General features: G+C 32.2%; 28 protein-coding genes, 1 pseudogene and 1 other annotated feature. Of the genes and pseudogenes, 20 read left to right on the top strand and 9 right to left on the bottom strand.

What is annotated here, in order from left to right; all coding sequences use genetic code 11:
* Positions 1-115 precede the first annotated feature (115 nt).
* The 4 genes and pseudogenes from BLV40_RS08720 to BLV40_RS08730 all read left to right on the top strand — a co-directional run.
* Positions 116-268: pseudogene (locus BLV40_RS08720) on the top strand (FAD-dependent oxidoreductase); the annotation flags it as partial.
* Complete coding sequence (locus tag BLV40_RS27920) at positions 259-474, top strand: hypothetical protein (RefSeq protein ID WP_139265507.1); 216 nt, start codon at positions 259-261, stop codon at positions 472-474. The pseudogene BLV40_RS08720 and the gene BLV40_RS27920, both read left to right, overlap by 10 nt.
* Positions 475-636: 162 nt before the next feature.
* Positions 637-801: a hypothetical protein gene (locus tag BLV40_RS28845; RefSeq protein WP_211482109.1), complete on the top strand. Its 165-nt coding sequence runs from the start codon at positions 637-639 to the stop codon at positions 799-801.
* A gap of 44 nt (positions 802-845) precedes the next feature.
* Positions 846-1,394, top strand: coding sequence for a suppressor of fused domain protein (locus BLV40_RS08730; RefSeq protein WP_090689041.1), 549 nt, complete (start codon positions 846-848; stop codon positions 1,392-1,394).
* Between the two features lie 230 nt (positions 1,395-1,624).
* Here the strand turns inward: BLV40_RS08730 and BLV40_RS08735 are convergent, their stop codons facing one another.
* The 3 genes from BLV40_RS08735 to BLV40_RS08745 form a co-directional block, all read right to left on the bottom strand.
* On the bottom strand, positions 1,625-2,098 hold the full coding sequence (locus tag BLV40_RS08735; protein ID WP_090689044.1) for an SMI1/KNR4 family protein: 474 nt from the start codon (positions 2,096-2,098) through the stop codon (positions 1,625-1,627).
* Positions 2,099-2,296: 198 nt separating this feature from the next.
* Entirely contained in the window at positions 2,297-2,554 is a 258-nt protein-coding gene (locus tag BLV40_RS08740) for a hypothetical protein (RefSeq protein ID WP_090689047.1), read from the bottom strand.
* Between the two features lie 152 nt (positions 2,555-2,706).
* Positions 2,707-3,012 (bottom strand): hypothetical protein, encoded by a 306-nt coding sequence (locus BLV40_RS08745; RefSeq protein WP_090689051.1) that lies wholly within the window; start codon positions 3,010-3,012, stop codon positions 2,707-2,709.
* Positions 3,013-3,345: 333 nt separating this feature from the next.
* On the opposite strand from BLV40_RS08745, the gene BLV40_RS08750 reads away from it, so the two are divergent.
* From BLV40_RS08750 to BLV40_RS08765, 6 genes are all read left to right on the top strand, one after another.
* Complete coding sequence (locus BLV40_RS08750; RefSeq protein ID WP_090689055.1) at positions 3,346-3,684, top strand: hypothetical protein; 339 nt, start codon at positions 3,346-3,348, stop codon at positions 3,682-3,684.
* Positions 3,685-4,050: 366 nt separating this feature from the next.
* A complete protein-coding gene (locus tag BLV40_RS08755) occupies positions 4,051-5,076 on the top strand; it encodes an ADP-ribosylglycohydrolase family protein (protein ID WP_090689059.1) in 1,026 nt (341 codons plus the stop codon).
* A 44-nt stretch (positions 5,077-5,120) separates the two neighbouring features.
* Positions 5,121-5,312 (top strand): hypothetical protein, encoded by a 192-nt coding sequence (locus BLV40_RS29195; protein WP_244525368.1) that lies wholly within the window; start codon positions 5,121-5,123, stop codon positions 5,310-5,312.
* A gap of 14 nt (positions 5,313-5,326) precedes the next feature.
* Positions 5,327-5,527, top strand: coding sequence for a deaminase domain-containing protein (locus BLV40_RS29200; RefSeq protein ID WP_244525369.1), 201 nt, complete (start codon positions 5,327-5,329; stop codon positions 5,525-5,527).
* Positions 5,528-5,762: 235 nt separating this feature from the next.
* Positions 5,763-5,906 (top strand): hypothetical protein, encoded by a 144-nt coding sequence (locus tag BLV40_RS28490; protein ID WP_170833628.1) that lies wholly within the window; start codon positions 5,763-5,765, stop codon positions 5,904-5,906.
* Complete coding sequence (locus BLV40_RS08765; RefSeq protein ID WP_211482110.1) at positions 5,869-6,354, top strand: DUF2247 family protein; 486 nt, start codon at positions 5,869-5,871, stop codon at positions 6,352-6,354. The genes BLV40_RS28490 and BLV40_RS08765 overlap by 38 nt, the downstream gene beginning before the upstream one ends.
* Before the next feature lie 462 nt (positions 6,355-6,816).
* Here the strand turns inward: BLV40_RS08765 and BLV40_RS28850 are convergent, their stop codons facing one another.
* Positions 6,817-6,987, bottom strand: a complete 171-nt coding sequence (locus tag BLV40_RS28850; protein WP_211482111.1) for a hypothetical protein — start codon at positions 6,985-6,987, stop codon at positions 6,817-6,819.
* 193 nt (positions 6,988-7,180) lie between these two features.
* On the opposite strand from BLV40_RS28850, the gene BLV40_RS08770 reads away from it, so the two are divergent.
* The 7 genes from BLV40_RS08770 (at position 7,181) to BLV40_RS08800 (ending at position 12,014) form a co-directional block, all read left to right on the top strand.
* Positions 7,181-7,447 (top strand): hypothetical protein, encoded by a 267-nt coding sequence (locus tag BLV40_RS08770; protein ID WP_026593051.1) that lies wholly within the window; start codon positions 7,181-7,183, stop codon positions 7,445-7,447.
* Entirely contained in the window at positions 7,425-7,640 is a 216-nt protein-coding gene (locus BLV40_RS08775) for a nucleotidyltransferase domain-containing protein (RefSeq protein WP_090689061.1), read from the top strand. Before BLV40_RS08770 ends, BLV40_RS08775 begins: the two co-directional genes overlap by 23 nt.
* A gap of 109 nt (positions 7,641-7,749) precedes the next feature.
* On the top strand, positions 7,750-8,124 hold the full coding sequence (locus tag BLV40_RS08780) for a hypothetical protein (protein WP_090689064.1): 375 nt from the start codon (positions 7,750-7,752) through the stop codon (positions 8,122-8,124).
* Between the two features lie 86 nt (positions 8,125-8,210).
* Positions 8,211-8,534 carry a hypothetical protein gene (locus tag BLV40_RS08785; protein ID WP_090689067.1) on the top strand — a complete coding sequence of 108 codons (324 nt, stop codon included), beginning with the start codon at positions 8,211-8,213 and terminating at the stop codon, positions 8,532-8,534.
* Between the two features lie 189 nt (positions 8,535-8,723).
* Positions 8,724-9,035, top strand: a complete 312-nt coding sequence (locus BLV40_RS08790) for a hypothetical protein (RefSeq protein ID WP_090689069.1) — start codon at positions 8,724-8,726, stop codon at positions 9,033-9,035.
* Between the two features lie 291 nt (positions 9,036-9,326).
* Complete coding sequence (locus tag BLV40_RS08795) at positions 9,327-9,755, top strand: SMI1/KNR4 family protein (RefSeq protein ID WP_090689071.1); 429 nt, start codon at positions 9,327-9,329, stop codon at positions 9,753-9,755.
* 551 nt (positions 9,756-10,306) lie between these two features.
* Positions 10,307-10,556: a binding site (T-box leader), on the top strand.
* Positions 10,557-10,673: 117 nt separating this feature from the next.
* Positions 10,674-12,014, top strand: coding sequence for a sodium-dependent transporter (locus BLV40_RS08800; protein ID WP_090689073.1), 1,341 nt, complete (start codon positions 10,674-10,676; stop codon positions 12,012-12,014).
* Positions 12,015-12,121: 107 nt separating this feature from the next.
* Here BLV40_RS08800 and BLV40_RS08805 read toward each other — a convergent pair whose 3' ends face one another.
* From BLV40_RS08805 to BLV40_RS08815, 3 genes are read right to left on the bottom strand one after another with little or no spacing between them, the layout of a single operon-like run.
* The gene (locus BLV40_RS08805) at positions 12,122-12,823 is read right to left on the bottom strand and encodes a DUF4097 family beta strand repeat-containing protein (RefSeq protein WP_090689076.1); all 702 of its coding nucleotides are present in this window, start codon (positions 12,821-12,823) and stop codon (positions 12,122-12,124) included.
* A 28-nt stretch (positions 12,824-12,851) separates the two neighbouring features.
* Positions 12,852-13,784: an ABC transporter permease gene (locus BLV40_RS08810; RefSeq protein ID WP_026594270.1), complete on the bottom strand. Its 933-nt coding sequence runs from the start codon at positions 13,782-13,784 to the stop codon at positions 12,852-12,854.
* The gene (locus tag BLV40_RS08815; protein ID WP_090689079.1) at positions 13,777-14,694 is read right to left on the bottom strand and encodes an ABC transporter ATP-binding protein; all 918 of its coding nucleotides are present in this window, start codon (positions 14,692-14,694) and stop codon (positions 13,777-13,779) included. The genes BLV40_RS08810 and BLV40_RS08815 overlap by 8 nt, the downstream gene beginning before the upstream one ends.
* A 169-nt stretch (positions 14,695-14,863) precedes the next feature.
* Here BLV40_RS08815 and BLV40_RS08820 point away from each other — a divergent pair, with 169 nt between their 5' ends.
* A complete protein-coding gene (locus tag BLV40_RS08820; RefSeq protein ID WP_090689081.1) occupies positions 14,864-16,642 on the top strand; it encodes a helix-turn-helix transcriptional regulator in 1,779 nt (592 codons plus the stop codon).
* Between the two features lie 157 nt (positions 16,643-16,799).
* Complete coding sequence (locus tag BLV40_RS08825; RefSeq protein WP_090689082.1) at positions 16,800-17,714, top strand: alpha/beta fold hydrolase; 915 nt, start codon at positions 16,800-16,802, stop codon at positions 17,712-17,714.
* A 50-nt stretch (positions 17,715-17,764) separates the two neighbouring features.
* Here the strand turns inward: BLV40_RS08825 and BLV40_RS08830 are convergent, their stop codons facing one another.
* Complete coding sequence (locus BLV40_RS08830; RefSeq protein WP_090689085.1) at positions 17,765-18,340, bottom strand: nucleotidyltransferase family protein; 576 nt, start codon at positions 18,338-18,340, stop codon at positions 17,765-17,767.
* Positions 18,341-18,418: 78 nt separating this feature from the next.
* Positions 18,419-19,216 carry a lipid II flippase Amj family protein gene (locus tag BLV40_RS08835; RefSeq protein ID WP_090689088.1) on the bottom strand — a complete coding sequence of 266 codons (798 nt, stop codon included), beginning with the start codon at positions 19,214-19,216 and terminating at the stop codon, positions 18,419-18,421.
* A gap of 162 nt (positions 19,217-19,378) precedes the next feature.
* On the opposite strand from BLV40_RS08835, the gene BLV40_RS08840 reads away from it, so the two are divergent.
* Positions 19,379-20,044, top strand: coding sequence for an HAD family hydrolase (locus tag BLV40_RS08840; protein WP_090689091.1), 666 nt, complete (start codon positions 19,379-19,381; stop codon positions 20,042-20,044).
* The last annotated feature ends 85 nt before the right edge of the window (positions 20,045-20,129 follow it).

Raw genomic sequence — 20,129 nt, forward strand, 5'->3', positions numbered from 1 at the left:
CCAGTATACTTAATAAAGAAATTTATCTTAAAGATAAAAGTGTATTTGATCATTTATAGATCAAATTTTTGGAACGTATGAAAGAATGAAAAAGGAAAAGGAAAAAGTGTTAGAAATGAAAACGTATATTGTAATTGGGGCTGGAATTCTCGGGGCATCTACTGCTTATCATCTTGCAAAAGCAGGAGTTCGAGTTACATTGGTTGATCGTCAAGATTTAGGGCAAGCAACGAATGCTGCAGCGGGGATTATCTGTCCTTGGCTATCACTGATGTACAAAAATTAGAACAAGTTGCTGAGACATTAGAAAATCAAAAATTCTATTCTACAATTAGGAACAATGGGAATACATCTTTTATTGAAGTGATAAACAAAGGAAAAACAACAGTTAAAAATGCCTTTGTACAAGCATATAAACAGATAAAACATACGATTAAAGCCTTACTGGATTATAAGTGGATTCCTGGAGGATAACCTTCTCTTTCACTAACAGGCGGAGGATCACACTTTCTGAAAGATACTTATCAGTATACGAAAGAGACTGCGGAGAGGGTTTTTGGTAGTGGAGCTCTTAGATATGGAGATAGAAGAATATCGGATGAGCTGTACGACGAATTACGTAAGTAAACACCAACAGTGGAGTTAAGAGAATTAGTTAATAAAGATATTAATGATATGAAGGGAGAACCTGATTCTGCACTAGGAGAAATTATAACCAAGAAATTAGAAGCAAACCACATTGTATCGGTGGATAAAATTGCTAGTATGGAAGGCTTTGAGAAACTAACTAAAGAGCAATAATTGCTGATTTTAAATAACCCAGATAATTTTATTGGAGGATAATTATGAGGAGTAATGCCGAAGCTTTTATAGATAGATTAGAAGAGCTGTTTGGAGAAGTAGATGCAATAAAAAAGATTAATACTAAAAATGGAGATATACCAATTCATGTGTTTTTTTATCGTGATTTACCTGAGGAAGGTATGATGACATCTATTACTTATGGACTATCAGAAGCAAACCATCCAAATTGGAAAAACGGAAAACCAGAAATTATTCTAACACTGGAGACTCAAGATGAAAGTTGGGGATTAGCAACAGCGTATTTTGCGTCACAATTTAAAGGAGAAAAAAGTTTCTCTTACGGTTCACTGTTTACTTTAGATACTCCCATTTCAAAAGAATCTGAAATGGTTGGGTTCTTTGTCTTTGCTCCTTCAATTCTAAGTAAAGAATACTCGGAAATCAAAACACCTGAGGGATCAATACATTTAGTTGGTATGTATCCAATCTATAGTGAAGAGATTAAATTATATCAAACGATAGGGTTGGAGCCGTTTTGGCAAAGGGAAGGTTTTGATTTATATAATGTAAAGAGAAAAAAATTAGTATAAATATGTTTTCTGTGATCATTATGAAGAAATTCAATACACACCTGAAGAATTTAGAAAAATGGATTAACAAATATGCACTGTAGCTATATTGCATATGTATATGTGAAAGAGAACATTAAAAATTAAATAACCAAAGACGATTCAAACTAAGAATCGTCTTTGGTTGCTATTTCAAGGAAAGTATTACTTTGTTATATTTATCAAAAAGTTATTTTGAAGCTATCATATAACTACTTTTTAAGATAATAATTTGGATTTTTATTCATTTTTCTTAAAAAATCTCCAAGAGAATTCGCTATTAAATCTCCCTCATAGTAAATCGGACAACAACCATCTGCATCTTCTGCATCTAAATTCATTACTAAACAAGAAAGTTCTGATACTTCATAAAATACTAATTCATTTTCATCTGTATAATGATCTAATCGAATATCATCCATATAAATGTCTTCACCATTAATAAAATCAAGTACACTACCAGGTCCCATTATTCTATTAAAACGTGATTCAATAGATTTACATACAAAACCATAACCTATCTCATTATAAAATTGCTTAAGCTCTCTTGGGAATTTTTCCCCCCATTCATTTTCGATTGATTTTATTTCGTCTGTTCCAGTTGGATAAAATACATGTTTATCATCAGAAGATATTTCTGTTCCAGGTAAAATCACATATTGTTTTAGAAAATGAAAATTACTCATATTTTTTCTCCCTTTTTTAATCTATCTTCCTAGAGGAATTTCTCTAGCCGGGCTATCCGACCTATGAATAATATTTTAAAATTATATAGGAAAGAGAAGAGGTGGTGAATATGAAAATACTAATTATGTTTTAGAGAGATAGCGTTTTAACAAATGAGGTGCACTTCAAGGAACCGGTTTATATATTTGTTCATTTAATTATGCTTCATATGCCATGCTATCAGGAAAGTCTTCGTTTCTTTTGAGACATCGCACAATCCTAGTACATGCACAATTAAAATAATGTCCTCTCATTGTTTCTGAATCCACTGGAGCTTGCTCTAAGTCATAAAACATTCGTTCTTTTTTATTATAATACATTTTTCCTATTTTATCGGGGGATTCAGAAGGGTAGTATTGATAAACAACAATTTCTTCATCTTCCAATTCTTTAGTCATTAATAAACATACTGCCATATATAAAGACCTCCTTATTTATTCTTTATCTATTTTGGGCACATCCTATGGTCTACCAGATCTCACAGTGGCATCATGTGCTTCTCTATACGTTGTTTTAATTTAGTTACTTCCCACATATTGAAGCTAAGCTAAATAAAGTAATATAGTATTTAAGCAAATGAAATGTCATTTGGAAGATCAATATCTTTTAAATTTTTCATTCCACCATCATTTTCAATTTGTTTATGGATTTTAATGATACACTTATAGAACAATGAAATATGTTTTTTAGGTATGTCATCAAGTAAAACATAACCTTCTTCTACAGTAAGCTTATCTTTTAATAGCTTAAAACGCCATCTTTCATACATTTCTGGATACTCATTACACATTTCAATACTAGGACCAAAACTATAAATGGCATAATCACAATTATCTAGCTCTTTTGTTATTACAATCGCAGGATATCTTCCCATTCTAATACACTCCTTGATTAATCAAATGCTTTAGCTAAAGGAATTTTAAAATGTTCATCAAGCGGACTCATAGGTTCTGTATCAGGAGCGTTCCAAGGTCTCCCCGATAACATTATGAACCGAGAGGATAAATACGTAAATATATAAATAAAGTAAAAAATATATGTCTGTAAATTAAAATAAGCTTTAAAACATAAAAAAATGCTAACAAGCTTGCAAATGAACTTACTAACATCTATTTATATATCGATAAAAAATTGGGGGCTGTTTATGGTAAGCAAACTTTTATAGTTCAAACAGTTAAAAGTATGAACATATAAGGAGAAATCTGCTTTGTTCTCTATACGTTATAAAGTATTTTTTGATGAAATATATGATGATCATGAATTAAAAGGAGCAGACGGTTATTTTCAAATACAAGTGGACAATGGAAACTATGGATTATTTCTTTCAGAGGAACTAGATGTGTTTTCTGTATCGGTATATTGGTGGTTTTATTATTTTTTAGAAGCAACAGAACTACTAAAAAATGAAAAGCAAGTGTATATAAGTGATATAGAAACTCCACAAGTTTGGATTGAGCTAAAAAAACTAATAGTGATTATATTTCTATTAGCAAAGCTTATGCAAATAAACCAGAAGGAAGCCATGCAGTCGAATGTAGTAATATAGTTGGAATAACTTATCCTAGTTGGAATTCTAAACTTGTACCATTGGAAGACTTTAGAAATGAATTGTTAGAGAAATCTAAGATGTATGCACAAGACTTGCAGGAACTAAATAACGAGTCGCACCCATATATCTTAAAGTTAGAGTTTTTAATAAAAAAGGTTGAAAATTAATAGATATATTATGCTTATAAAGAATGTCACTGGGGAATTAATGTCTTTAAAGGTACTCATACGTAAAATTAGTCAGTTCCCTTGTGAAGTAGAATTACTATTAAATTCAGGAAAAGAAATGGTTATAAAGAGTGTAAGTATTGGTAGTATTAGAAAAATACATTTTGTTTTAGATTTATTAGGGTAGGTGACAGAAATGGTTGGTAGAAGAATGGTAGATAGATGGGAAGATGATAACAAGTCTTTTCTTAGTTTGAGTATTCAACAAAGAGTTTTACCCACAATATATGGAGGGATTATTGGGGATCTATTAGGTGTTCCAGTTGAATTTAGGAAAAGGGATACTTTTTACATAGACAATGTTAGTGGCTATGGAACCTATAATCAACCACCTGGAACATGGTCAGATGATACTTCATTGACTTTGTGCTTAATGGAAAATTTAATAAAAGAAGAAAGTATATTTTGTTTAATGAACAAATTTATTAAATATAAAGAGGAGGGGTATTGGACTCCTTTTGGAAAAATGTTCGATATTGGAAGAAGTACAGATGAGGCTATTATTCGTTTTGAGGAAGGGTATCCGTTAGAAAAATGTGGTGGCAAAGCTGAGTTTGATAATGGAAATGGCGCTATAATGAGGATAGCACCACTAGCCTTTGTACTATACAATGAGTTTGATTTTATCAAAAAGGTAGAAATGATAAAAAAATATACCGAGATTACTCATGCACATCCTCGTGCTATAGTAGGTTCTATTATTTATATTGAATGTTTGATAAGGCTTTATCATAATAATACTTCTCAAGAATCCTTAGAAGTAGTTAAGAGATTATTTGATAAAAATTTTGATAAAAGTCATAAATATCAAGAAGAACTAAAGCATTATTCAAGGCTTTTTGAAAATGATTTTTTTAGATTACCTAAAAATGAAATATTGTCGGATGGATATGTAGTACATACTTTAGAAGCTGCAATTTGGTGTTTTGGAAATTCAACAACCTTTAAAGAGGCTGTTTTAAAAGCGATAAATTTAGGGGAAGATACAGATACTATAGCTGCAATAACAGGAACTTTAGCAGGTATGTACTATAAAATGGATGAAATTCCAGAAGAATGGTTAGGGAAAATAGTAAGAAAACAAGATATTGATGAATTGATAAATAGATTCAATAAATATTGTGCAGACAAAGCGATTATTGAGGAATATGGCAGTCTCTGAAAGATGATGTGTATCAGTTTATGAAAGAGACTGGGGAGAAGGGGGTGGATAGAAGGACAGGTAAAGTATATCCTACAAAACAAATTGATCCAGTAGCAGAAGCACATATAATTGTTAGAGTGAAAGAGCTAAGAGGGAAATTAACTAATGGATATAAAAAGTTTGGGAACTTTGCTTTGGCAGAAGTAGATGTCATGGGGCTAAATAGGAAAGAATTTTATGCTCAAGTAGTATAAATGAATTAAGTGGTGTGTTAGAGGAAAGAGTGGCGGATATTATATTAAAGCCTAATAACACAATTTTTAAAGCATCAATAGCAGCAGATAAGAATGGAATTGAGTACCCAAGAGAGTCTGATACTGAGTATAAAATTCTAAATGATATAGCTAACAAATTTGGAAATAATACTGAGACAAGAGGTAAAATAAAGTTATTTAGTATCATATTGTAAGTATAAATTGGTTATATACAAACTAAAAAACACATGAATTTAAAGCACTTGTTTACCAAAGGCAACAAGTGCTTTTTTACGTATTAGGGTAGATATGAGTAGGCACGTTATAATAGTATAAGTGCACGAAGGGTTAAAATTTTATAGATTGTAACTTCTGTAACAATGTTATTTTGGAATTTCGAGAAAATCTCCTAATATTAAATTAAGTATATGCACAAAGTAGGTGAAAAGTATGGGAGGATTTGGTTGTGAAGAACTTAATGAATTAACAATTGAAGATTATAATGATTTTTTTAATGGGACACCAAATCAAATTCCAAAAAATAAGGTGGAAAATAATGCTGAATTTAAAAGATTTAAAAAAAGAGGATATTAACTATAATTGGAAAACAATATACATAGGTATAGAAGAGCGATTTTTTAATATCTCAGTTTTGACTGATTACGCAATTGAATTATTGGAAAAAGGAGAAGAAAGCCCCCTAATTAATGATTTAGCTTGGGATGTATCTGAAGACAACATATTTAATTTAATGTCAGAGATAAAAAAACAGTTTTTTCCTGATTTTGAAAAAGATAATCCAGAGTGGCAAAGAGAATATAGAAAATTAAGGTATGTCTATTTATCTAAAGTGAGAGGTAATACAAATGACAAACGTGAATTATTAAATAAAATAGCTAGTTTTTATGATTCTTTTGGGTATCCAGAAGATATGGTATCTCTCATAAATTATATGCCTCAAAAATTATTTTCTACTCAAGAGAGTTTATTAGAAAACTTTAATACTTTTCTTGAAGAAGAAAGGATTTATCTGAAAAATTAATTTAACTATTTGGTTAGATTCTGAAGGTACATGTTAAGTTAGAAGCAGTTCAGAGATATACAAAGTCATTGACCTTTTGTGAGTTCCTTGTGCACTGACAAAAAATCATACCAAATAAATTAACAGTGATGTTAGAAAAATGAAGAGACTGTTGACTTATTTTATCGTGTTATATGTCGGAGAACTTATCTAAACAAGTTGAACTGGAAGATATAATAAATCTTCCAGTTTTTTTGTATCATCAATTTTATATCAACACAGTCTATTTGGGTACGTCTATCTGTTATTTTATTGAATAATATTTGTCCGTAATGTGAATGGGTTATAATTATCATTTTGATATATTAGGTAAATATTAGAGAGTATGCTGTGTATATCTTGTTTGGTTTAAATGAAAAAATAGATATAATTAAAAGGAAAAATATAGAAAGAGAAATTACGACGCATTGTTTAAATTTTTTATCAAGTAACTGCATTTTTCCATGTAAACGTTAAAGCCTCCGTCACTGAAAAAGAATTATCCAAAAAAGAAAGACTCATTGCGGCAGGCTGGACGCTTTTAAACTTTGTACCAATTGGAAAAGCCGCAAACCTTGCTGGAAAAGCAATTAAGTATGGCGGAAAAATTGTCATACGAGCAATAGAAAAAGGCGGGAAAGTTCTTCTTGATGGAGCGAAGAAAGTATCAAGAAAGCTACATGAAGGCGTATCTTTCTTGGCATCAAAGACAAAAGGGCTAAGTAATAAAATAGGGGATCTATGAAATAAAGGGAAGACAAAGGTTAAAAATGATTTTATAGAAGTTGGTAAGGAATTTCGTTATGCTATGAAAAAATTGGGAGAGTATGTGCCGGAATTTGGTGGAGGCCTTGCCTTTGAGACACAAGGTGCAGGCAAGATTCCTAGTGGAGGAAAGAACCTGCTGAAAGATGCGTATCAGAATGTGAAAGATACTGGTGAGAAGGATGTTGGTAATGGAGCTAACGGTTTAAAAATTCCTCAGGGATTAACAGAAGATCAGTTTTCCAATATGAGTAACTTATTAAAGAGGGAATCAGGAAACATAAGTGATGACATTTTTTGTACAAGGTAGTAGAGCAGGAGGAACTGCAAAATTAACATCAGATATTGATATAGGTGTCCGTGTAAGTAAAGAGCAATTTGAAGGACTTGTAAAAAAATATTTTGGAACTCCAAATCCAGGTTCTGTAAAAGAAAGAACTATGCTTCATGCTTTAGAGAGTGGAAAAATTCAAGCGGGTGAAGCTAAATTGAGAGGACTCTGAAAAGAAATAGAAAATCTATTAGGGATAGAAGCTGATGTATCTATAATTTTAGAGCGTGGAAAATTTGATAACCCACCATATATACCTATTAAATAAGGAGAAGTATAGGTTGGAAGATTTATATTGTAAAGCTTTTATAAATACTATTCAATCAATTGAAGAGTTAACTGAAAAAATTTCTGTTTGTTTACATTTGGAACATGATAAATTTTTTTCTATAGAAGGTGATTATTTCAGTGTTGATGTTATAAAAGATAAAGAATTTGATGAAGAAAAATCGAAAGAATTTCCAGATGGCTTTCTTTACTTTCCATATTTTTTAGATATTGATACATCTGATTGTAATAAAAGCAGCGATTATAAAAAAGAAATCAGAAAATTACTTGTGTTTTTGTGGAAAGAGGGTTATCAAGTAGTTGCCTCATGTGATTTTGAAAATGAGCTACCGTATAAAGGTGGATATAACCAAAGAATAAATTATTGAAATTTATAATTGGAATTGCTAATTTTGCTAGATTCTGAGGGGATAGAAATGTAGATGAAAAATTAACTAAGTCGGAGTTGAATACTATGTTTGAAAGTATTGATTTTAGACCAGGTGAAGTAGCTTATGATGGTTTTGACCGAAGGATTTTAGAAGGATTTGATGAAGAAAGTGATTTATTGACAGATGATATGCTTTTAGTGAAGTATCCATTTAATTATGCAATTGACATAGGTTGGCACGGAGGTTTGAAAACATTTTTATTATATGTTACACAAAATTCCGATTGGGATGACCCTGTTGAAAAAAGGATATGTAGCGATTTATATTCATTAAAAATAAATTTAATGGAGTGTATAAATAATATTAGAAGATTAGTTGATGAAGAAAAAACACTTCAAGATAGATAGTTCGATAATGCAGTTTGAATAGTATTAGAAAGCAGTCTTTCTCTGCAGCAGGTATATAGATATAGTTGTGGAGGGAAAGGGTTTAGAGAGCTTCGTGAAACTCCAAAGAGTAACTATGAATCCAAGTTAAAATTTGATTCGAAAAATGGATGATTTCCTGATGCAACTAAACAATCATAGGAGGAAAAAATGCTTAAAGATAAAATGAAATCAATATTGAAAGAAAGAAAAATCAAGGCATTAAATGATGATTATGGAATTCAAGAATGCTGGAAAAAAATAACTGATGCTTTGTCTGAAAATGAAAGTGAAACTATTCAATATTTAAAACAGTGTGATAAAGAGGACTTGTATTGGATTAGCGAAGTATTTGAGGATATATCTGAAATTTTACAGAGTCCTCAATTTATTACTTGTTTGAGGACTCTAGATAAAACGTTTCCGGAATTAGATTTGACTCATGATATTGATATAGCTGAAAGCTATTTAGTAAAAGAATAGTTTATTTTGAAACATTTAATGATCCCTTTGACAGTGAGTATGGTAGAAAGTATAGGAGAGTTTATATGGAATCCCAATTAAATAAATGTTTTTCGTTAGAATGAATCATATTTTGTTAATTAAAGATTACTATAGTGTAGCATTAGAACAAATTAAAAGATTAAAAGCTAAATGCATGTAACATGAATGTTTTCAAGACTCAATATTTATTCATAGTTAATTAAGCTATATTTGATTAAATTAGGAAAACAATGAAAGATCATCAATTAAAGAAAGGGAATGAGGCATATCATGAGAGAAATCAAGTGGTTATTTTCAGAAGAAATAGTAGATGAACAAATAATAAATAAAGTAGAGAAATCGTTTGGAGTAAACTTTCCAAGCGATTATAAAGAATGTGTTAAAAAATATAATGGCGGATATCCAGAGCCAAATACTTTTGAATTTGTAACTGGGGGAGAAGGTGTAATAAATGATTTATTAAGTTTTACAAGTGAAGAAATGAATATAGGGATGTTTTACGATCCTATACAGCCTGAGATAGAGGGGATTATTCCTTTTGCGAAAGATCCTTTTGGAAATCTAATATGTTTTGACTATCGTGCGGATAAATTATCACCAACAATTGTATTTTGGGATCATGAGGAAGAAGGAGAAGCAGCTATAGAGCTTATTTGTCATACATTTTCAGAGCTATTAGATGGATTACATGATGATTAAAAATCTAATAAAGTAATAGAAAAAGTAAAGGGAATACATATGAATTTAGAATATACATGTATCTTCTAAAAAAGAACCTTCGTGGTAATATCGAAGGTTCTTTTTGCTAGAATAGTTATGATTCTTTCGCGGTGAATATTTGTTTGAAACGGTGCGGATTTCCCTTTTCTTCTCGATTTTTGTCTTTTGAAAAAACACTTAAGAGTAGTGGGGTTGCAGAATAATTATTGTCTTTTTCTAATAGGTGTTTCATACCTGACACCATCATATACAGATCTAAAATAACAATGGTAAATAATAAAACAGGACCAAAAACTATCCCAAAAGGTTAACTTAGATAGTTTTAAACAATGTTAAATCCATACAACTAATACTTGTAAATATTTGTTGATTTGGCCAAACATAAGATTTGGGAAGTAGATAGGGCTTTACGTGCAGTTTACCTATAAAAAAATCTCTTTTTCGACAAAAAAATAATTATCTTGCTTGACAGTCGTAAATATAACCGATATAATTCGTAGTAATTTCAAAAGAACTTATATTCAGAATATTGGATTGCGTTGAATAGGAGTAGTAAGGTCATGTGTTTGTACAGAGAGCTATGGGTTGGTGTGACATAGTCAAATAACATCCTGAACTCGCCTAGGAGCAGTAAGGTGGAACAGAAGTCTAATTCTTAGTAAATCTTAACGGTTAACCTTCGATAACAGGTTTGTAATCAAACGATTACTGCTAAGGTGGATTCATAATGGAATCAATGAGAGTGGTACCGCGTTAAGTAAATGGCTTGGCGTCTCTTTATATAAAGAGATGCTGGGCCATTTTTTATTATATATAGGAAGAAATGGAGGTTTTATTTGGATTGGTCAATTATATTTATTTATTAATATAAAAAGATTTAATTGGGAGGAAAATAAGATGAAACAGACGGAGCAATGGACTTCGAAATTAGGTTTTATAATGGCCGCAGCAGGATCTGCAATTGGACTTGGAGCAATATGGAAATTTCCTTATATTGCTGGGAAGAGCGGTGGAGGAGCATTCTTTTTAATCTTTATATTGTTTACGGTATTAATAGGTCTTCCGTTATTGATAGCTGAATTTATGATAGGGCGCAGTACACAAAAACAAGCAGTTGGAGCATTTAAAAGTATCGCACCCAATACAGGTTGGCACTGGATTGGACGCCTTGGCGTTGGAACATGTTTTATTTTGTTATCGTTTTATAGTGTTGTTGGTGGCTGGGTATTAATCTATTTATTCAGAGGGATAACGGGACAATTGATTACACCGCAGCAAAATTACAGTTCTTTATTTACAGAAACAATTGGGGATCCTGTTTGGGCAATCGCTGGACATTTTGCCTTTATGTTTATTACGATTTGGGTTGTATCAAAAGGTGTACAAAATGGAATTGAAAAAGCGAGTAAATATATGTTACCAGCATTGTTCGTTCTGTTTGTAGCTCTTATTGTTCGCTCTTTAACACTTGATGATGCGATGAAAGGGGTCAAATTCTTCTTACAGCCTGATTTCTCAAAAATCACATCAGAAAGTATTTTATTTGCAATGGGACAATCATTTTTTGCAATTAGTATAGGAATTTCAATCATGGTCACGTATAGTTCTTACTTAAATAAAAAAGAAAGTTTACCACGTTCAGCGGTAACGATTGTTGGACTGAACCTGTTTGTTTCTCTATTTGCAGGGCTTGCTATTTTTCCAGCAGTATTTTCACTAGGAATGGAGCCAACAGAAGGACCAGGATTGTTATTTATTGTATTACCATCTGTATTTAGTCAAATTCCATTTGGAAATATCTTTTTAACAGTATTTCTCGCGCTATTTACATTTGCAACGCTAACATCTGCATTTTCTCTACTTGAAACAGTCGTTTCAGCACTAGCGAATGGACAGCAAGAAAGAAGAAAGAAATTGTCATGGATCATTGGATTTTTAATTTTCTTAATAGGTATCCCATCTGCACTTTCATTTGGTGTATGGAATGATATAACAATCTTCGGCAAAAATATTTTTGACGCGGTAGACTTTTTATCTAGTAATATATTAATGCCACTTGGAGCTTTATTCATTAGTATTTTCGTCTCATTTAAAATGGAGAAAAAGGTACTGGAAGCAGAATTTTTTATTGGCGGGAATTACAGGAAATCAGTATTTATTTGCTGGGTGTTTTTACTTCGATATGTTGCGCCAATTGCGATTGTCATTGTCTTTTTGAATGTGATTGGGATTATTTAAATAAAAATAATTGAATATTAAGAAAAAATTTAGTGTATTTAAGGAAAAAAACCAACCGAATTATTAAAAAATGCGGTTGGTTTTTAGCCTGTATAAGTAAATCAATTTTATTTATTAAAAGTTATTTTCCCTTTAACATGATTTACTTTTATTTTATCGCTTTTTGCACCTAAGATGGTAACATGCTTTTCAATATTATTGATATCAGCTGAACCATCTCCAATTTTCGCTCTTATAGATCCTTTTATATCCGTAATAACAACTTTGCCGTTATTATTATCAAGATTAATGTCAGACTTTGTATGCGCAATATCTACATCTCCATCTCTATTTGTTACACTTACAGTTCCATTAACGTTGGAAATGTTAATATTACCGTTGACATTAAGTATATTAATATCTGATTCGAGGTTAGAGACTTTGATATCGCCGTCTCTATGATTTTCGTTAAATTCTACTTTTATGTTCTTAGGTAATGATAGTTTGACATCAACCCAAGTTTCACTATTGCTAAAAAATTGTCCATCAAAAGAAGTGTTTAAAGTTGCAATTCCATTTTTGGCTGAAAGATCTAGTTTTAATTTATCCATGCTAATACCCCTAGCTTTTGCAGTTATAGAAGCTTCTATTTTGTCTGATTTAGGATTTGTGGAAATATCAATATTACCATTTCGGTTATCTAGTTTTAACGTTTTAACATCAGTAGCAGGTAGCTCAAGTTGTTGTTCCTTTGTTTCAGTTTCGGAACTTGAACAACCAGTAAGAATTAAAGTTATTAACATACAGAAATAAATCAATCCTTTTTTCAATGTATTTCCTCCAGTCTTCAAAAAAAGTTTAAGCGACATCTTTTTTTACGAATATAGGGTATGCAATGCCATGCATGATGAATATATGAATTAAGATAAACAGTATAGAAAAAACGAAAGTCATACCTTCTACAGGAGGATTATCATATACGAAACTTGATAAATCCGTATGAGAGAAGATGAAATATTTTGTCCAACTGAAACCTTTTAATGAGATACTCATGACAAAACCCGAAATTGCTACTAAAAGAGAAAATACGATAGAGAATGTAGAACTTTTAAACGCCGCTGAAATCATAAATGCTAAAGTTGCAACAATAATTAAGTAAGGAATCTTAAATAATAAGCTGCCAATTAGTGCCTGAAGGATGCTTGTTTTTTGAACGACATGATCTTTGACAAATAAGTATTCACCATTTATTCCATCAAAGCCTAAAAGAATGCCACTAAATAGAATGGAAAGAAGAAACGTTATCATGATTAAGAAAAATCCAAATAATAACGTAGAAATATATTTAGAAAAATATATTTGTGTGCGAGTCGCGGTTCGTGTTAATAAAAATTTAATTGTACCGGATTGAAATTCACTTGCAACAATTTCACCAGCTATTATGAGTGTAAGAATGGAGATAGCTATTAAAAAGTTCGTACTTTGTCCAATTGTGAAGAACCATGCATTGTTTGTTGGTTTTATATTACTGTCGATGTAATAATTATTTAGTAGAAGTTTTTTTTCATTCTCCATTTTTTCAATAGGTAATTTTAGAGATTCTTTTTCAACTTGAAGCAATGCATTTTCTTCAATAAGGGATGTCTTCCAGTCATCCCCATAATTAACTTGACTGGAAAGCTTTACGTTTAGGAATTGAATGAAAATAAATACAACCATAACACCTACCATAATCCAAGTTCTTTTTCGTTTGAAAATTTTCATGTTTTCATTTTTTATTAGATTAATCATTGTGCACGCCATCTCCAGTCATTTCAATGAATTTGTCTTCTAAAGTTGTTTTCATGGTTTTAATGCCATAAACATTCACTCCATTTTTGGCTAATGTATCGCAAATTTCAGGTATATGTTCTTTACTTATTTTGATCGTAATGCCATTGTGACTTGTTATGATTTCTTCACCTATTACTAATTTTTGTAAGAGTGGGATTGCTAAATCTGTTCGGTCTACTTCAAATTGCACAGCTTGTATCTGTTCTTTTGTAATATCCTTTATATCATGTATACCAACTAGATTTCCTTTGTCTATAATAACGATGCGATCACACATCATTTCCATTTCGGCCATTAGATGACTTGAAACAACAATTGCTACCTGTTCTTCTGTAGCTAGTTGTTTTAAATGAAACCTTAAATCTCTAATTCCTTGAGGGTCCAGTCCATTTGTAGGTTCATCTAAAATGAGAAGGGCAGGTTTGTGTACAAAAGCAATTGCAAGAGCAAGCCGCTGTTTCATTCCTAAAGAATAAGTGGAAACTTTATTATGAATACTTTTTTCTAACCCAACTAAAGAAACAACTACATCCAAACGTTCTTTTGGAATATTAGGTGTCATTCTAGAAAAGTGAAGGAGGTTATCATAGCCAGATAAAAATTTGTATAAATCAGGATTCTCAACAATCACCCCAACATCTTTCATAGCTTCTTTGAAGTCTTTGCTTGTGTCTTTTTTATTAATTGTGACTGTTCCACTTGTTTTAGAGATTAAGCCAACAATCATTTTAATTGTGGTTGTTTTTCCAGCACCATTGGGGCCTAGAAGACCAAGAATTTCTCCTTTTTGAGCATCAAATGATATTCGATTAACGAGTGTCCGCCTTCCAATTTTCTTAGTTAAGTTTTGTACATTTAAAATACACATATTTTGTTCACTCCCTTAATATTAGTGATGTGTTTCGATTACAAACATAGCAAAAAGAATGTAATATAAGGCAGTGACAAAGTGTCATAACCTTGCTATGATGAAAATGGAAAAATAGGAAATATAGGGAAAAGGTATAATGTTCATTTGGATAGGAGGCATATGAAAGTTGAATGACATAAAAAATAAGTTAATTTGGCAGGAATGGGTAATGATACTCGTTCGGATTACTTGGATTGTTGCAATTGTTACTTTGACATATCAAGATAACCCAAACTTTCCACTTGAGATTGTTTTTATAAGTACAGTTTTGTCTTATGTCATACCTGTCATGTTATATAAATTACGAAGTGAATTATATGTAGTAACAGAAATTATCTTAGTGGGGGGACTTTCACTTTATTTTGCTTATACGTATCATTTGGCTCAATTTTTATCCCCTGCAATTTTAACGCTTGCATTTTTTTGCCGTGGAAAACTAAATTTTTATACATTACCTGCAATGATAATTATCTGTGTATTGGGAGTTTTCTTTAATTTTGGGTTTGATCGTAATAAGCTGCTTCTAAGTATATTTGATGTTCTCTTTATATATGGCATAGGTCATTTGCTACAAAGAGTTGTTTATTCTATGGATGCCATAAAGCAAAAATTAAATTTGATTAAGGATAAGAATGCAATTTTAGAACAATATTCTTCCCAGGTAGAAAGAATAACTTTGCTTGAGGAAAGGGATAGAATGGCAAGAGAATTACATGATACGATAGGCTATAAATTTACTTCGGTTATATTGAGTATGGAAACGTTACGACCACATCTAGCAACCAAGGAGGGAGAGGGGAAATTACAAGAAATATTAGATATATCACGATCTGCATTAGATAATATTCGAAGACAGGTTCACGAAATGGATCCACAAGAAGAATCAAATTTAGATGTGTCTTTATTGAACTTAATAGAGGAGTTTAAAAGTAATACAAATGTTCATGTTGTTTTCCGTACGGTTGGAGAATATTATCCAATGGCTAAAAAACTAAAGAGAACTTTCTGTCGGTGTTTACAAGAGGCAATGACAAATGCAACAAGACATGGGGGAGCTGAAAAGATACAAGTTCTTTTACAATATCATAAAAATTATGTGATGCTTCAAATACAAGATAACGGTATAGGCATGGAAGTTATGCAGGAGGGTTTTGGTTTATCGGGAATGAGAGAACGCCTAAGTGAATATCATGGGAATTTGAGTATTGATTCGACTAAGGATACAGGGACAATTGTGACTTGTTTGATTCCGACCTTACATAAAGAAGAATCATCTGCCCAAGATAAGATTCATATATTAATAGTAGATGATCAGCCTATTATTTCAGATAGTTTAGAACTTTTATTGGATAAATACGGTTTTCGCGTATCGGTTGCGAATAGTGGGGTACAAGCCTTAAAACAATGTGAAGAAAGGCAGCCAAATATTGTTCTTATGGATATACAAATGCCTGAGATGAATGGGATTACAACAATGAAGAAAATCAAGCATAGGTGGCCAGGTACTAAAATAATTATGATCACAACTTTTGAGGATACTTCTAGTGTTTCTGAAGCGATTGAAGCGGGAGCAGAGGGGTATGTACTTAAATCTGTTCAACCAGAAGAGTTAGTAGCGGCTATTCGATTAGTACATTCAGGTGGGACAATGCTATCTCAGGATGTGGCAACTCGCTTTTTTAAAGAATATAGTCCAATACCGAAAAAGCCTCCTTATGAATTGACTCCACGTGAAATGGATGTATTAGGATGTCTTAAAGAAGGACTTCGTTATAAAGAGATTGCAGCAAAGTTGTTTTTATCTGAAGGTACTGTAAGAAATTATGCTTCTTCTATTTATATGAAACTTCAAGTCTCAGGAAGAGGAGAGGCGGTGAAAAAAGCGGTGGATGAAGCATTTTTATAAAACGTAAAATCCAATTGGTACTATTTAAATTGAATGTAGCGTTTTTAAACGGAGGATAGAAAGGTGTATTGTTATATTACAGATACATAACGTGTACGAATTCGTGGCCCTCCTAATCGTATATGAGATCAAAGATGAAAAATTGGAGGACAAAGAGATGAAACAAGAAAAGGAAGTATTATTACAAGGCGAAATGATGAAAGTACGTGGGAAAAAGCTATATGTGGAGACGTATGGATCAGGAGAAAATTATTCTGTATTGTATCTTCATGGAGGTCCTGGTGAGATGTGTTTTGATTTCACCTACCATCAAGCACATAGATTACAAGATACTTTTCGGCTTGTTGCCATTGATCAACGTGGGGTAGGACGTTCGGATGAAATTGGGAAGCAAGAGCAGTTTGGATTGCAGGATCTTATCGAAGATTGCGAAGAGTTAAGGAAGATGTTACGAATTGAAAGATGGTCTGTTATTGGGCATTCCTTTGGTGGTTTTCTAGCGTTGTTATATGCAACAATGTATCCACAATCTATTCAAAAGATTATCTTTGAAGGTCCTACTTTTGATTTTGCATTAACAAGTAGAGCTTTATTGAAAAGGACAGGAGCTTTACTAAAGAAGTATGGAAAAGAAAAGCAAGGAAATGAATGTATGGCTATTGCAGAAAGTAATGCTAGTTCAGTAGAATTACTAGAAGCTTATTCGAAATTAAGCGATGAATTAGAGGATAAAAGAATGGAAATCTATAATTATGTCGAGGATGAAACGGATTATAGCTTATATAGTGAAGAAGAATGGGAAGAGTTTTATGATCGTTCCGAAATTCATTTTACAAGATTGAAAGGGGAAGGGGAAATTTATCAATCGATATTATCAAAATTAAAAGATGTGGAGAACCCGATGTTGCTCATCATAGGAAAACACGATGTGGTAACGTGTGAAGAACAAATTAAAACGTTCAAAAGAGACGTACAAAGTGGTAAAGTCATAGTTTTTGAAGAATGTGGTCATACACCGCATTATGAAGCGGCAGATCGATTCGCAGAAACTGTCATTGATTTTTTGAAGTGAATTAGGAAAAGGTGCTTCCGAAAAATGAGAAGCACCTTTTTTCTTTATGTTTAAATTTCAGGATGGAAGATTGTAATGTTAGGCCATTTACTCTGCCAATTCTTTTTTTGTAATCTCGTTTCATACATATTTGTGAGCTCTTTCGTTTTGAGGAAATGAGGTGTTGGCTTCACTTGCAGTGTGAGAATGTCTTCTATTCCGCAAGGGGCAGTTAGCACCACATTATCTTGTTCATCTAATGTGACTCCAAGAGCAGTCGCTGTTTCTGAGAATTTAGAAATGGCATCGACTGAAGATAAATAAGGGGGCATGTTATTGACTACATGCATGCGAGCTTGATTTTTCACGGACCACGGAATTGTAGAATCTATATGTTTAAGCCTATTTTCTAATTTTTTTTCGGTGGATTCACTAATATGTAATGGGTCAAAATAGATGATATCTATGTCTGGCGTTGGCGTTCTTACGTCATATCCATGAAGAACATCCCAAATTTTAGAACGAACAAATCCAGCGCAAACCCACCAATCAGGAAGTTGTAGGGTTTTTGCGGTCTGTAATATTTTCATCATCCAAGTATCGTTTTGTATGAGTTTAATAATATCTTGCTCTGTTTTAATATACATACATTTCTCTCCTTATTAAATATACTCTTCATTAAGTATTGCTTCTGTTAATCGAGCTGCCATAATGAGAAGCATCATTCACTGCGTAAGTTTAATAATCCATAAAATCCAATATGCACCAGGTACAAATATGAGCTGTGCTAATAATGTACCAAGAAATCTTGAAATCATAAGCCAACCAAACATCTTACTCATTGTATCAGCACCATTTTCTGATTGAAGCGCTCGCTCTGTTAAAAGGGCAATACGCGGATCTAGCAACACAGTTAATAAGATTGTAGCAAATCCATTAATAAGGCCAGAAGCCGTGATTGCTTTCGTTGCATAAGCCGGATTTAAATAAGAAGCATATAAGGCGGAAAGGACCCCCGCAGTATAAATTGCGGTTGCAAACATATTAATTAACATAATTCGTTTTGGAATGCCGCCCACTCGCATACGGTGGATCATTTCGAATTTTGGAAATCTAACATATTTTTTTGTATACTTCAATTTTTGCACATTGTTTGTTTTCATCATTCGAATGAATGAACCATCTGTTTCGAAGCGCTGAATTACATATCCAAAGAGTTTTGTTAAAGTTGGATATAGAATGATTGCGAGCAGTGTACCGATAGAAGCGGATAATAAAACGAGGCGTATCGTACTTTCTAAATTAATTGAAGCGCCACTCTTCGCTTGATCGATAATGCCACCAAGTAAAAAAGCTTGTAGCAAGTTGGATGTTCGTGAAATAAGTAATACCATCCCAACTACAGATAATGCAACGGCAATTTTCTTTAAACGAACACCTGCAAGCCGAATACTATAAGAACTTGTTTCGACGGCATGGATGATAATCGTGAAAGTCATTATAAAAGTTAATGTTGTCATCATTTTTGGTCACCATGTTTCTATGAAATTATGCTCATCATACAACAGAACGATATCTACCTTTGAATTGAGTAATAACGTGCACGAAAAAATAAAAGTTAAAAACGAATGAATATTTTGATAATATAGAAAGGATGGTGATTTGTCAATTAGGGGTGGAGAATTATGTATACAACTTTTCTATTTGATTTAGATGGAACATTAACAGATCCGAAAGAAGGAATTGTAAATTCGGTTTTATATGCATTGCGAAAAATGGGAATAGATGAACCGAATCAGAAAGAGCTAGATTCTTTCATTGGTCCACCAATTCAGCATTCGTTTGCAGGTAGATACAGAATGGACGAAAAGCAAGTAGAGCAAGCTGTTACTTATTTTCGTGAATATCTAAAGCGAAGCGGCCTACTTGAGAATTGTGTATATGAGAGGATTCCGTATATTTTACAAGAATTAAAAGATGAAGAGAAACGATTATTTGTTGCAACTTCCAAGCCTACTATATTTGCAAAACAAGTGTTAGAACACTTTAACTTGATTCATTTCTTTGAAGAAATAGTAGGTAGTAATTTAGATGGAACCCGAATCAAGAAAGATGAAATTATTGAATATATTTTGCATACCAATCCAGAGCTGCAAAGAGAAGAGGTAGTAATGATTGGGGATAGAAAGCATGACATAGTAGGAGCGAATTGTAATGGAATTGATTCTATCGGTGTATTGTATGGATATGGGAGTGAAAAAGAATTACAAGAAGCAGGAGCGACGCATATTGTGAAACATGTCGAAGAGTTGCGAAACTTTTGTGCAAAAGACAAAAGTTTTAAAATATAAAACAAAAAGGAAAATCCCTTTATAACGAGCGATAGTTAAATTGTTTTCGTTTAAAGGGATTTTTTACATGTAATAGAATAGTAAT

The organism is Bacillus sp. 166amftsu (genome assembly GCF_900107445.1).
Lineage (GTDB): Bacteria > Bacillota > Bacilli > Bacillales > Bacillaceae_G > Bacillus_A > Bacillus_A arachidis.